Annotated in this window: 12 protein-coding genes; 2 read left to right on the top strand and 10 right to left on the bottom strand. The window is 51.1% G+C overall.

The annotated features are described in order from the left end of the window. Positions 1 to 79 precede the first annotated feature (79 nt). The gene (cueR, locus tag HR45_RS06120; RefSeq protein WP_347360073.1) at positions 80 to 484 is read left to right on the top strand and encodes a Cu(I)-responsive transcriptional regulator; all 405 of its coding nucleotides are present in this window, start codon (positions 80 to 82) and stop codon (positions 482 to 484) included. On the opposite strand, the gene HR45_RS06125 is transcribed toward cueR, so the two are convergent. The 10 genes from HR45_RS06125 to metA form a co-directional block, all read right to left on the bottom strand. After that, entirely contained in the window at positions 481 to 2,520 is a 2,040-nt protein-coding gene (locus tag HR45_RS06125) for a S9 family peptidase (protein WP_156104023.1), read from the bottom strand. The two genes, cueR and HR45_RS06125, sit on opposite strands and share 4 nt — an antisense overlap. Before the next feature lie 52 nt (positions 2,521 to 2,572). Then, positions 2,573 to 2,833 carry a hypothetical protein gene (locus HR45_RS06130; RefSeq protein ID WP_241461075.1) on the bottom strand — a complete coding sequence of 87 codons (261 nt, stop codon included), beginning with the start codon at positions 2,831 to 2,833 and terminating at the stop codon, positions 2,573 to 2,575. Positions 2,834 to 2,955: 122 nt separating this feature from the next. Then, complete coding sequence (locus HR45_RS06135) at positions 2,956 to 3,711, bottom strand: SDR family oxidoreductase (protein WP_037440827.1); 756 nt, start codon at positions 3,709 to 3,711, stop codon at positions 2,956 to 2,958. 12 nt (positions 3,712 to 3,723) lie between these two features. Then, positions 3,724 to 4,626, bottom strand: a complete 903-nt coding sequence (gene mmsB, locus HR45_RS06140; RefSeq protein ID WP_037440828.1) for a 3-hydroxyisobutyrate dehydrogenase — start codon at positions 4,624 to 4,626, stop codon at positions 3,724 to 3,726. 42 nt (positions 4,627 to 4,668) lie between these two features. Then, complete coding sequence (locus HR45_RS06145; RefSeq protein ID WP_037440829.1) at positions 4,669 to 5,778, bottom strand: enoyl-CoA hydratase/isomerase family protein; 1,110 nt, start codon at positions 5,776 to 5,778, stop codon at positions 4,669 to 4,671. A gap of 73 nt (positions 5,779 to 5,851) precedes the next feature. Then, positions 5,852 to 6,625: an enoyl-CoA hydratase gene (locus tag HR45_RS06150; protein WP_037440830.1), complete on the bottom strand. Its 774-nt coding sequence runs from the start codon at positions 6,623 to 6,625 to the stop codon at positions 5,852 to 5,854. 17 nt (positions 6,626 to 6,642) lie between these two features. After that, positions 6,643 to 7,803, bottom strand: a complete 1,161-nt coding sequence (locus tag HR45_RS06155) for an acyl-CoA dehydrogenase family protein (RefSeq protein ID WP_037440832.1) — start codon at positions 7,801 to 7,803, stop codon at positions 6,643 to 6,645. Positions 7,804 to 7,819: 16 nt separating this feature from the next. Next, on the bottom strand, positions 7,820 to 9,313 hold the full coding sequence (locus tag HR45_RS06160) for a CoA-acylating methylmalonate-semialdehyde dehydrogenase (RefSeq protein ID WP_037440834.1): 1,494 nt from the start codon (positions 9,311 to 9,313) through the stop codon (positions 7,820 to 7,822). A 12-nt stretch (positions 9,314 to 9,325) separates the two neighbouring features. Beyond that, positions 9,326 to 10,513, bottom strand: a complete 1,188-nt coding sequence (locus HR45_RS06165; protein ID WP_037440844.1) for a thiolase family protein — start codon at positions 10,511 to 10,513, stop codon at positions 9,326 to 9,328. Between the two features lie 193 nt (positions 10,514 to 10,706). Further along, the gene (gene metA / locus HR45_RS06170; protein WP_037440845.1) at positions 10,707 to 11,648 is read right to left on the bottom strand and encodes a homoserine O-acetyltransferase MetA; all 942 of its coding nucleotides are present in this window, start codon (positions 11,646 to 11,648) and stop codon (positions 10,707 to 10,709) included. A 216-nt stretch (positions 11,649 to 11,864) separates the two neighbouring features. Between metA and HR45_RS06175 the strand changes: the two genes are divergently transcribed. Next, on the top strand, positions 11,865 to 12,611 hold the full coding sequence (locus tag HR45_RS06175; protein WP_037440846.1) for an SDR family NAD(P)-dependent oxidoreductase: 747 nt from the start codon (positions 11,865 to 11,867) through the stop codon (positions 12,609 to 12,611). The last annotated feature ends 3 nt before the right edge of the window (positions 12,612 to 12,614 follow it).

Consider the following 12,614-nt stretch of genomic DNA (forward strand, 5'->3'; position numbering starts at 1 on the left):
AGGAGAGTCAAGCACGACCTTGTGCTGCGAGTCTCAACTTATGCGTCAGTTCGCATAAAGCTTACGCTTGAGGAGTCAAATGATGAAAATTGGTGATGTCGCCGAGCAAACCGCAATGTCGGTCAAAAGTATTCGCTATTACCACGATATTGGCCTCGTGAAAGGCAACCGCGGCGCCAATGGCTATCGTGAGTACAATGCGCAACAAGTGTCGTCACTGCTGTTTGTACAACACTGCCGTGAATTGGGCTTTAGTATTGAAGAATGCCGCAGTTTATTGCTGCTGAAACACGACCCTAAGCGCTGTGCCAGCGATGTTAAAAAGCTCGCCAGCGAACACCTGCAAGCGCTTGAACAAAAAATGCAGCGCCTGCAGGCACTGCATCAGGAGTTGAGCGGTTTAGTGGCACAATGCCAAGGTGGCGATTCACCCGACTGTCCCATCATTGACGGGCTTTCTGGTAAATGCTGCCACGATAACTAGTGAGGCAGTACCGCCGCATTTTTTAGTGGTACAGGCGGTAAATCACCAGCGGGCGTAAAACCAAACACCTTGCCATAAAACGCCAGTTCGGTTTCCAGTGCCAGTTCATTGTTCTGTGGTTTTCTAAAGCCATGACCTTCCCCTTCAAAGGGAATAAACGCCGTTGGTACGCCCTTTTCCACTAAGGCGTTATAGATCATTTCCGATTGATTCGGCGGTACCACCTTGTCGTCTAAGCCTTGGAACAACAATAACGGTTCGTTCAAGCCATCCAAATGATACAGCGGCGAACGATCATGATAAGTCTGTTGCTGCTCAGGATAAGGGCCAATGAGCTGGTCAAGATAGCGCGATTCGAACTTATGCGTTTCCTTCGCCAACACTTCGATATCACTAATACCGTAATAACTGGTGCCCGCCTTAAAGGTGTCGTGAAACGCCAACGAAGCTAACACGCTAAACCCCCCTGCACTACCTCCGCGAATGGCGAGCTGCTGCGGATCTGCTAACTTCTGCGCAACGAGATATTCCGCAGCGTGCACAGCATCTTCAACATCCGCGATCCCCCATTCGCCATAGAGACTACGACGAAATTCACGACCATATCCGGTGCTGCCGCGATAATTAAGATTGAATACCGCAAAACCACGACTGGTCCAAAATTGGATTGCACCGCTGTAGGCAGAACTCGCCTCCGCAGTTGGACCACCGTGCAACATCATCAACAGCGGCGGAAGACTGTCCGCTTTGGCCCGAAACTGAGGATTGGTGGGTGGATAATACAAACCATAAGCCGTTTTACGTCCTGCAGTGGTAAAGCTAATACTCTGCGGCTTGGCGATATAAGCAGGGTCGACAGGGGCTATCTCGGGCGTATACACCAGCTCAGTGCCCCGGCCCGCAACTCGATAAATTCCACGTTCAGGGGTCTCTTTGGCGCCCACAAAGTACACCCGTCCCTGATGGCTGATCAGTTGATTGACTGAGGCAAAATCGGTCGCCAACGCCTCACTAACACCCGAGTCTGGATCGATGCGCATCAGATCCAAACGCCCTTCATGGTGCAAATTAAAGATAATGCTATGGTCATTTTCAAATGCGTAAGCATGCAAGCCCAACACCCAAGCCGGGCCACCAATCTCGCCGTGCAGGTGCGTCACTTGTTCGACCTTACCATCAGCTTTGATGCGATAAAGGTTCCACCAGTTGTCAAAGTCAGCAATGAAATAGAGGGTTCCATCGGGACTGAACTGCGGCTGCATAATGGCGCCGCTACCTGGCATTTGTGGCTGGCGGATGTTGGCAATTGCCCCTTTTTTATCGAGATCCCCTAGCCATAGTTGAGTGTTATCCCACGGCATATTGGGGTGATCCCAGGTAATCCAGGCTAACTGAGTATTGGCTTGATTAATGGCGGGAGAACTAAAGAAATCATGGCCATCAGCGTAGACATCACCTTCTCCTGGCTGATTGAGATTAATCGCCACTAAACTGGCTTTAGCCTCTCCTTCAGCGCGATGATCTTCACGCACGCAAATAATGCGAGACCCTTTACTAAAAAACACACAATCAGCCTGACGTGTGCCAACGGGGGTGAGCGCCACTTGTGGTTGGTTCGGCGCGATGCGATAGAAACGCTGATCTGCACGTTTAGTGGCAAAGACACTGCTGCCAATCGCTAAAAACGGGGCGCCGCCGTATTCATGGACGCGACTGCCCACACCAAATTCAGCATCCACAACATCTGCAACTGTATCGTTACGGTCAAGACGTTTAATACCTGACTGACCTTGCGCGGCTGGTTCGGACTGAATGAAATACAGCATCTCGCCGCTGCTTTGCAGCTCACCAATTGAGGTATGGGCGCCATAGACCGCACTCGCCGTTAACGGTGATTGCCAACTGCCATATTGAGCCACTTTCACTGTCGTTTTTGCCTCGTCTGCTTTGGTTTGTTCCGGCACTTTCGAACATCCGGATAACAACACCACTGTCGTAAGCCCTACGAATCGTACCACCGCGCCTATGGTGATCATTCTTTTTCCCTCAATGCTCCGCCTGTTAGGCCAAGCTATTAATGCTATGTCGTTATTTGAATTTTTTAAAAAACCAACGCACTACGCTTTGCTGTTGCTCGCTTGGCAAACCGAAATAGATACATAACCAAGGTGACACTAAAAAAAACCAATGAATCGGCGCAGTTGATTGGCCACTGAATAACAGATAGAAGAACCCAGCATAGATGACCACCACCCCCGCATAGCCAAACCACAACAAACACTTTTTACATCCGTTTACGAGCCAATGCGCCACCCAACAACCACCTACCACTTGGAACTTCAGTCGCAAGAATTGTTCAATGTGTGTTGATGCTTGTCAACTTTTGTCACCTTTACGGGGTTACGATGGCAATAAAAAACGCCCGCGACATCATCACGGGCGTTTTAACCGACAAAAGTGCCAAAAATAGGTCAGAGTGACAAACCACCGTCTATCTCAATCACTCGCCCATTGAGGTAACTATTCTCGATTGCGAAACAGACAGTATTGGCTATCTCTTCTGCTTCACCAAGGCGACCAACTGGCACAGCTTTTTCTAATCGCTGCAGCGCTTCTGGCTTCATCGCCGCCGTCATATCCGTAGCAATCACACCGGGCGCGATTGCTAGCGAGCGGATCTGATAGCGAGCCAACTCTTTCGCCCACCCAACCGCCATTGCGGCAACACCCGCTTTTGAGGCAGCGTAATTACTCTGACCGATATTACCGGCACGGGCGATGCTGGAAATATTGATGATCACTCCCGGCTGAGCCGACTCAATCATGGCTGCTGCGGCTTCGCGGCCGCACAGGAATGAACCGGTCAGATTGACGTTAATCACCGCTTGGAACTGCTCAAACGACATGCGCTCGGTCACTTTGCCTTCTTTGGCTTTCACCAGCATGCCATCGAACAAAATACCGGCATTGTTCACTAAGACGTTAAGCTGACCAAAATCTTCCAGAATGAAACGAAAGGTCGCCACCACATCTTCTTCATCGGTGATATCGACGGCATAACCTTGCACATCGACTTCGCCAAGTAAGGCACAGGCGTGCTCTAATTTATCTTGGTCGACATCTATCAGTGCTAACCGCGCACCGCGTTTTGCCAACATCTGCGCCATCGCAAATCCCAAACCACCGGCGCCACCGGTAATGGCAACGACTTTGCCTTTAATCTCCATTGAATATCCTTTTTATTCCGACTTAGGGCGGAACTGGGTAAATAAGCTAGAAAAATCTTTACCACCATGCCCCTGCCGTGCATGGTGTACAAACAGATTACGTGCCAATGCGCCCATAGGTGTGGCTGAATGGCTGGTTAGTGCAGTCTGTGTTGCCAGACCAAGATCTTTCACCATCAAATCCACCATAAAGCCGCCTTGGTAACCTTTGGATGCTGGCACACCCGGCATCACACCAGGGCACGGATTGTATTTTTCCAGGGTCCAATTGCCGCCGCTGCTGGCCTTCATAATATCCGACAGCACAACCGGATCCAAACCGTTATCTATGCCTAAGCTCAAGGCTTCACACGTTCCGGCCATTAATACACCAAGCAACATGTTGTTGCAGATTTTAGCAACCTGACCACTGCCAACAGGGCCGGCATGAAAGATATTGCGCCCCATCGCTTGCAGAATAGGTTTAGCACGGGTCACGGCCTCCAGCTCACCGCCACAAATAAAGGTCAAAGTACCAGCCGCCGCGCCCGCAGTCCCGCCCGATACGGGCGCATCAACAAAAGCTAAACCACGCGCTTCTGCAGCCGCACCAATCACCTTGGCGGAATCCACATCAATCGTCGAGCAATCGATCAATAGCGTGTCGCTCGCAACTGTATCTAATAAGCCTTGGCCACTGTCATCTCCGAGATAGAGAGACCTTGAATGACGCCCCGCTGGCAACATACTGATCACTATGTGAGCACCTGCCGCGGCGCCGCACGCACTCGGACAGCTAAACGCCCCCTGCTCTGCCAATGTACTCACCATTGACGGCATTAAATCAAACACTCTGACGGTCAAGCCTTGTTTGAGCAGATTGGCCGCCATTGGCGCGCCCATATTGCCTAATCCGATAAATGCTACCGTTGTCATCGCAATCACCTCGTTATTCGCTTGCGCGCCCGAAGGCCGCGGTTATAGATCGGCCAAAGGGTGGTTACCAGCAAAGGGAGATTTCAGCAGAGCATGCAGTTGCTCATCTGGCGGCAATTGCTCCGTACCATAGGCCCATTTAGGCATGCGATCTTTATCCACTAACAATGCCCGTACACCTTCACAAAAATCGCCGATAGCGCAGCAGTTAACGCTCAAGCCCAGCTCAAAGCGAAAGCATTCCGCCAAACTCATCTCACGTCCTAACTGACATTGTGCATAAGCCAATAACCAGCTTTGCGGACTGCCAGCCAACATGCTGCTGCGCGCCTGCTGCAGCCAAGCTTCGCTGCTATCAAGTTGCTGCATCCGCACCACGATATCCGGCAATCGCCCCGCCATCAGGTTTTCAATAATGGCTTGATTGGCTTTCAACCGACTTTTACCGACATGTTCCGTTGAGCTAACTTCTAACTCATCCAACACATCGTGCAGTTTCTGCTTGTTGAGGCTGTGATTGTCGCCCCACGTAATCGACGTTAAGGCATGCAATAGACGCTGCTTTTCCGATGATGCGAGAAAGTGATTGGCAATGCCGGTGTAACGAGCGTCCGCGGCCGTTAAGTTGTAGGCCGTCAGCCCTAAAAACAAACCCGTTTTGCCCTGCATGCGGCTGAGAAAATAGGTGCCGCCCACATCTGGGTATAAGCCGATAGTGACTTCCGGCATGGCTAACCGAGAACGTTCGGTCACCACGCGATGGCTGGCGCCCATCAACACGCCCATACCTCCGCCCATAACAATGCCATCGCCCCACACAAGCACAGGCTTACCAAAGGTATGGATCTGGTAATCCAGCCGATATTCCGCTTCAAAGAACTGTTGTGCCAGCGGTACATAGCGGCCCGGCTGCTGTTGCTGCGCTTGATACAAGGCGCGAACGTCTCCGCCGGCACAAAATGCTTTATCCCCAACAGAGTCAATCATGACCGCGGCAATCTGCTCATCGTGCTGCCAACGCGTTAGCTGCGCTGCCAGTGTAATCACCATCTCAAGACTCAAGGCATTAAGCGACTTCTCGGCGTTGAGGGTTGCGATACCAATCTGTTTATCCTTGCTGCTGGCAAGGGTCGAAAATAATACCGATTCCAATCGGAACTCCTTAGGAGCTGTTGCCCTTTTTTATCTTTGCTGCTGAAGCTAATACTATTTGGCTAAGCAGGCGTTAGCTGCTACGCCATTGCGGTGCACGTTTTTCTAAAAAGGCATTGACGCCTTCTTGCTGATTCACACCATCAAATAGCTCAATAAATAGCTCTCGCTCTCGCGGCAGCGCTTTGTTACGCGGCACGCTACGCCCAGCCTGAATAAGCTGCTTACATGCATGTACGCTGCTCGGGCTCTGGCGCTCAACCAGCTGCGCCAGTTTAAGCGCTTCATTGAGCGCGTCTCCGGTTTCAGCTACTTGCTCCACCAAACCTATGCTAAGCGCTGCAGTGGAATCCAGTCGCTCACCACAGAGGATCATTCGCTTGGCCCAACCTTCGCCAACCAGCGCGGTAAGGTTTTGCGTGCCACCTGCACATGGCAGTAATCCTACCGATGCCTCTGGCAATGCCATCTGCGCTTGCGTCTCTGCAATACGCAAATCACACGCCAATGCCACTTCTAAACCACCGCCCATGGCATAGCCGTTAATCGCGGCAATAGTAACGCCACGAAATGAACTTAAAGTTTCAAACGCCTCGCCAAAAGCGAGCGCCATACTGGCGGCTTTGGTTTTGTTTCCATCAGCAAACAGGCGCAACTCTGCACCCGCCGAGAAAAATTTCTCACCTGCGCCCGTAATAATCAGGCTATAGACATCCTTGTTCTGCGACAGCTGATGCAGCAATTCGGTGAGCTGCGCCAAAGACTCAGCCGTCCAAGTATTGGCTGGCGGATTATCAATAGTGATGATGGCGCAATGGCCTTCAATGCGATGATGTAATCCTGACATGAATCGATTCCTCCGCCCTATAGTGCTAACGCTGCTGCACCGTTTTCCAACAGCTTGCGAGCGATGATCACCCGCATGATCTCATTGGTGCCTTCCAAAATTTGATGCACTCGTGAATCACGGAAATATCGCTCTAATGGATATTCGCGAATGTAGCCATAGCCACCGTGAAGCTGCAGCGCGTTATCGCACACAGCAAAACCGACATCGGTGGCAAAACGTTTGGCCATTGCACAATAAGTGGTGGCTTGAGGGTGTTGCAAATCTAGCTGTGACGCGGCCAGATATACCAACTGCCGCGCCGCAGTGAGTTCGGTGACCATATCCGCCAGTTTGAACTGCAATGCCTGAAAGGCACTGAGTGGTTTACCAAATTGTTGCCGTTCGGCCATATATTCAAGCGAACGGTCAATGGCGGCTTGCGCTGTCCCCAGCGAACAGGCAGCGATATTAATCCGTCCGCCATCTAACCCCTTCATCGCCATGCAAAAGCCATCGCCTTCTTTACCAAGCAATGCGGCTTTCGGTACTCGTACATTATCAAAAGTCACTTCTCTGGTAGGCTGCGCATTCCAGCCCATTTTATCTTCTGGCTTGCCATAGCTGATACCGGCGGCATTTGCCGGAACGACCAAGGCTGAGATGCCTTTAGGCCCCGCGTCACCAGTGCGCGCCATCACCACCAACACATCGGTAGCGCCAGCCCCCGAGATAAACACTTTCGCCCCATTAATCAGGTAGTCATCACCGTCCACTTTCGCACTGGTGGTTAAGGCGGCCGCATCACTGCCGGCATTTGGCTCGGTCAGGCAATAAGAAGCGAGTTGTTCGCCGCTGGTCAGTCCGGGCGCCCATTGAGTTTTAATGGCTTCAGTGCCCCAACTGGTGATCATCCAGGTTGCCATATTATGAATGGTGATCATTGCCGTGGTGGTAGTACAGCCCTTGGCTAGCGCCTCAAAAATCAGCGCGCTATCTAGCCGTGATAAACCCAGTCCGCCAGCTTCTTGCGGCGAATATAAGGCGCAGAATCCTAACTCGCCCGCCTGCTGAATAACCTCTTTTGGAAAATAGTGCTCCGCATCCCAGCGCGCAGCGTTCGGCGCCAATTTTTCAGCGGCAAATTGCTCGGCCAGCTCAACAAACTGGCGTTGTTCATCGTTTAAACGAAAATCCATCACATCACCTCGTCTGCTACTTTAGGGCGATTGTCATATTAGGCGAGCTGACCACATCGTCAGCAAACCAGCGGCTAGTCACCGTCTTGGTTTCGGTATAAAAGCGCACTGCTTGCTTACCGTAGGCATGTTGATCTCCGTAGAAACTGCCCTTCCAGCCAGTGAAGGAGAAAAACGGTAAAGGGACGGGAATCGGCACATTGATACCAACTTGGCCAACATCTATCTGTTGCTGGAATTGATGCGCAGCCGCACCACTCGCGGTAAAAATTGAGGTGCCATTGCCATAAGGGTTGGCGTTGACCAGCGCGATGGCCTCTTCCAGCGTATCAACCTGCATACAGCAAAGTACCGGGCCAAAAATTTCCTCGCGATAAATAGGCATATCGGCAGTCACATCACTAAACAGCGTTGGCCCAACCCAGTTACCACTTTCGTATCCAGCGACACTGCAATCTGCGCCATCGAGTAAACAAGTTGCACCAGCCTCTTTGCCCGCTTGAATAAGCCGCAATACCCGCGCTTTAGCAGCGGGACTGATCAGCGGACCAAATGCTGCCCCAGGGCTGTCCCAGAGACCGGGGGAAACCTGACTTAACGCCGCCCGCAACTCGTCAATCCAACCTTTGCTGTCGCCAACAAATACTGCCACTGAGATTGCCATACAACGCTGTCCTGCAGCCCCCACCGCCGCACCGACCAATTGATTAATCACTTGAGTTTTATTGGCATCAGGCATCACAACACAGTGATTTTTAGCGCCAGCAAACACCTGCGCCCGCTTCAACTGTTGCGTCGCCATGCGATAGACCTGTTGTCCAACAGCGACAGAACCGACAAAAGACACTGTCTTAACTTTGGGTTCCGCGATTAAGCGTTCCACTACGCTTCTATCACCATGCAATACTTGCAAAATCCCTTGCGGCGCACCGGCTTCAGCAAACAGCTCGGCTAAACGGGTTGGCGTAATTGGATCTTGCTCTGAAGGTTTGAGAATAAAGCTATTACCGCAGGCAATGGCCATCGGGAACATCCACAAAGGGATCATTGCCGGGAAGTTGAACGGGGTAATGCCAAGGCAGACCCCCAGCGGCTGTACAATGCTATAGCTATCAATTCCGTTGGCGACGTTTTCCAACGTTTCGCCCATCATCAAAGATGCTACGTTAGCGGCATGCTCAACCACTTCGATACCGCGCCACACATCACCTCGGGCATCCTCAAAGGTCTTCCCCGTTTCCTGCGATAAAATTGTGGCTAGCTCATCGTGGTGTTGCTTCAATAGGTGTTGGTAACGCAACATTAACCGCGCCCGCTCAGAAACCGGCACTCTGCGCCAATGTTCATATGCCTGCTGAGCACTATTAATCGCCTGTGTTATTTCTGTTTCTGTGGCGATATTAAGTTCAGCAATCACACTGTTGTCGGCGGGGTTAGTCACAGCGATCTGCTCTTGACCATCTCCGGCCATGAACTCGCCATTAATAAAATGATGTACTTGCACTGACATTTTCCGCCTCCGTTACACTTCTATTGCCACGGCAACGGCTTCACCACCACCGATGCAAAGGGTTGCAATGCCGCGTGTTAAGCCGCGCAACCGCAGCGCATGGATCAAGGTCACGAGCAGCCGAGCGCCAGAACAACCAATAGGATGCCCCAACGCGCAAGCGCCACCGTTGACGTTGACCCGCTCGGCATTCAACGCCAACTGATCAACCGCTAGCATGGTGACCATGGCAAAGGCTTCGTTTATCTCGTACAAGTCGACACAGTCGGCCGTCCATTCAAGTTGTTTGAACAGCTTGTTGAGTGCGCCGATAGGCGCTGTGGTAAAGAGTGCAGGTTCTTGTGCGTGTGAAGCCGTGCCGCGAATGGTAGCGAGAATCGGTAGCTGCAATTGCTCGGCCTGCGAACGTTTCATTAGCAGTACACTGGCGGCGCCATCGGAAATCGAGCTGGAATTAGCCGCTGTAATCGTGCCGTCTTTGGTAAAGGCAGGCTTCAAGGTAGGGATTTTTTCTGGCTTAGCACGACTCGGCTGTTCGTCGACGTTGACCACAGCTTCACCCTGACGTCCGGCGATCACTACGTCAACAATCTCCTGCTGAAAATCGCCCTCAGCAATCGCCCGGTTAGCTCGTGCCAGCGACTGAATCGCCCAAGCGTCCATCGCTTCACGACTGATCCCAAATTCATCGGCCGTTTGCTGCGCGAAACTGCCCATCGAGCTACCGGTGTAAGCATCCTCTAAACCGTCAGCAAACATATGGTCATAGAGTTTGCCATGTCCCATACGCTGTCCGGTGCGCGCTTTATCCATGATATACGGTGCGCGACTCATGCTCTCCATGCCGCCAGCAATCACCGTATTTGCACTGCCAGCCTTAATCATGTCATACGCCTGCATAACGGTTTTCAGACCAGAGCCGCAGACCTTATTCACTGTGGTTGCGCCCACAGACAAAGGTAATCCAGCAGCCAAAGTGGCTTGCCTTGCGGGAGCCTGACCGATGCCAGCTTGTAACACACAACCTAAGAGCACCTCATCAATCGACTCAGGTGCGATAGCACTATCTTCCAATAGTGCTTTGATGGTGGCAGCGGCAAGCGCTGGGGCGGGAACGGAAGCCAGACTACCTAAAAAGCTTCCCATCGCGGTACGACGGGCGGCCACAATGACCACATCGTCAGCCAACTGTTGTTTCATTTGACGCTCCTGTTCACCTTGTATTGCACAAGATGTCACTAATAAACGCACACAGAATTACGTTTACGCTAACGTAAAGCAACTAACCATTGGTCTAATATAGTTCAATCGGCCCCAAGTTGCCCAAAAGGTAAAGTCAAATTCAGCCAATAAAAAAGCCACCCTAAGGTGGCTTTTCTTAACGCGATAGTGCTCAGGCTTTTTCCCAAGGGGTAATAGCACTGAGATCGCTCAAATCATATGGCGTCAACTGGTAGACGTAATAGTTGAGCCAGTTACTGATCAACAAGTTGCCGTGGCCGAACCAGCGCCCTAGCGGCTCTTTCGTCGGATCATTATCACGGAAATAGTTGGCCGGAACTTCTGGATTAATGCCGGCTTCCAAGTCGCGGAAATATTCATCTCGCAAAGTGCCTTTGCGATATTCAGGATGCCCCATCACAAACAGATTACGGTTGTCATTGCTGATAACAATATAAGCACCGGCCGCTTCAGACTCCGCCAACACGGTCAAATTAGGATCTGCTTTCAGTTCATCAACGTCCATCTGCGCATAACGTGAATGCGGTGCATAAAACACATCATCGAACCCACGCAGTAACGGTACGTGCGCTTTAATCCGCTGATGTTCAAACACACCAGAACACTTACGCTCCATGATTTTACGTTTGAGGCCATAGAGATGGAATAGCCCCGCATGCGCCGCCCAGCAGAGGAACAACACCGACACTACGTGCGTCTGCGACCAGTCAATCACCTCTTTGATGTGATCCCAATACGTGACCTCTTCAAAATCGAGTTGGCCGAGTGGCGCTCCCGTAATAATCAGACCGTCATAATTCTTATGTTTGATCTCCTCAAAATCACGATAAAAGGTGTTGAGATGATCCATAGGCGTATGTTTCGAGACTTTGTCGTGAATGCGCAGCAGGTCAATATCTATCTGCAGCGGCGAGTTACTCAACAAGCGCAATAGCTGAGTTTCGGTCTCGATTTTGTTCGGCATCAAGTTGAGGATCAGTACCTTCATCGGTCTGATATCCTGATTAGCGGCACGCGTTTCTGACATCACGAAGATGTTTTCAGATTCGAGAATACTCGCGGCAGGTAAATCATCAGGTATTTTTACGGGCATCTTTCGCCTCTACGACATCGATAAGCGCTATTGCGCTGGAAAACACATATTCCGGTGTGCAGATGACACATCACGACTGCAACAAAGAACCACCAAAACTTTCTAAGCTTAGATCATACATAAAGACTTCTGGATGTCTATACATCCATGTTTATTTCTTGAGGTGAGCTGAGCTAACTTCTATCATGTCACTTTATTCTCTATCGCGTTGAAACCATGACTGAAACTACAGCGATTCTGGTGGGCGCCAGTTCTATGTTAAGCAAGGAAATTGCGAAACGGCTTTCAGCTTCCGGAATGAAGTTAGTATTACTGGCACAGGATACTGCCAGCCTTGACGATGTACTCACACAATTGCCAGAAACAACCCAAGTGTTTCCGCTCAATATTGCCGATGCCGAGCAAACAATCACGCAACTGCAGCAAGTATGGCAGCAAGTCGGCGGCGCACAACTGGTGTTGGTCAACACAGGCTTGAACTCCTACCACCCTGACCTGCCGTGGCAGTTGGAGCAGGAAATCATCGACGTCAATGTCAAAGGCTTTGCTGCTGTGTGCAACACCTTTTTCAGGCTGTTTCGTGAGCAGGGTTATGGTCAACTAGCGGCGATTAATTCAATTGCCGGTCTACGAGGCGGTCCAAGCGTAGCGTTCCACGCTGCAAAAGCCTTCGCTATTAACTATTTAGAAGGTTTGTCGATGCATGCACAGCGCTTAAAGCTACCTATCGACATTACCGATATTCAGCTCGGTTTGCTGGATAAGGCGGCCATGCAACACTCACAATTATGGCTGTCGCCGGTTGAGGAAGTCGCTCGGCAAACGGTTAATGCATTGCTACGTCGTAAGCGCCGCGTAATTGTCACTAAGCGTTGGGTAACCGTCGCTTGGCTTACACGTTGGCTACCAGAGTACATCTACAATACTCGCCACTGGAAGCAGAAGAAAAAACGCAGTAAGTAAAGA

It is taken from the genome of Shewanella mangrovi (genome assembly GCF_000753795.1).
Classification (GTDB): domain Bacteria; phylum Pseudomonadota; class Gammaproteobacteria; order Enterobacterales; family Shewanellaceae; genus Shewanella; species Shewanella mangrovi.

Bases quoted from the DNA above. Each gene is read 5' to 3' on its own strand.
- cueR (WP_347360073.1), top strand. From the start codon at position 80: ATGATGAAAATTGGTGATGTCGCCGAGCAAACCGCAATGTCGGTCAAA.
- HR45_RS06125 (WP_156104023.1), bottom strand. From the start codon at position 2,520: ATGATCACCATAGGCGCGGTGGTACGATTCGTAGGGCTTACGACAGTG.
- HR45_RS06135 (WP_037440827.1), bottom strand. From the start codon at position 3,711: ATGGAGATTAAAGGCAAAGTCGTTGCCATTACCGGTGGCGCCGGTGGT.
- mmsB (WP_037440828.1), bottom strand. From the start codon at position 4,626: ATGACAACGGTAGCATTTATCGGATTAGGCAATATGGGCGCGCCAATG.
- HR45_RS06150 (WP_037440830.1), bottom strand. From the start codon at position 6,625: ATGTCAGGATTACATCATCGCATTGAAGGCCATTGCGCCATCATCACT.
- HR45_RS06155 (WP_037440832.1), bottom strand. From the start codon at position 7,803: ATGGATTTTCGTTTAAACGATGAACAACGCCAGTTTGTTGAGCTGGCC.
- HR45_RS06160 (WP_037440834.1), bottom strand. From the start codon at position 9,313: ATGTCAGTGCAAGTACATCATTTTATTAATGGCGAGTTCATGGCCGGA.
- HR45_RS06165 (WP_037440844.1), bottom strand. From the start codon at position 10,513: ATGAAACAACAGTTGGCTGACGATGTGGTCATTGTGGCCGCCCGTCGT.
- metA (WP_037440845.1), bottom strand. From the start codon at position 11,648: ATGCCCGTAAAAATACCTGATGATTTACCTGCCGCGAGTATTCTCGAA.
- HR45_RS06175 (WP_037440846.1), top strand. From the start codon at position 11,865: ATGACTGAAACTACAGCGATTCTGGTGGGCGCCAGTTCTATGTTAAGC.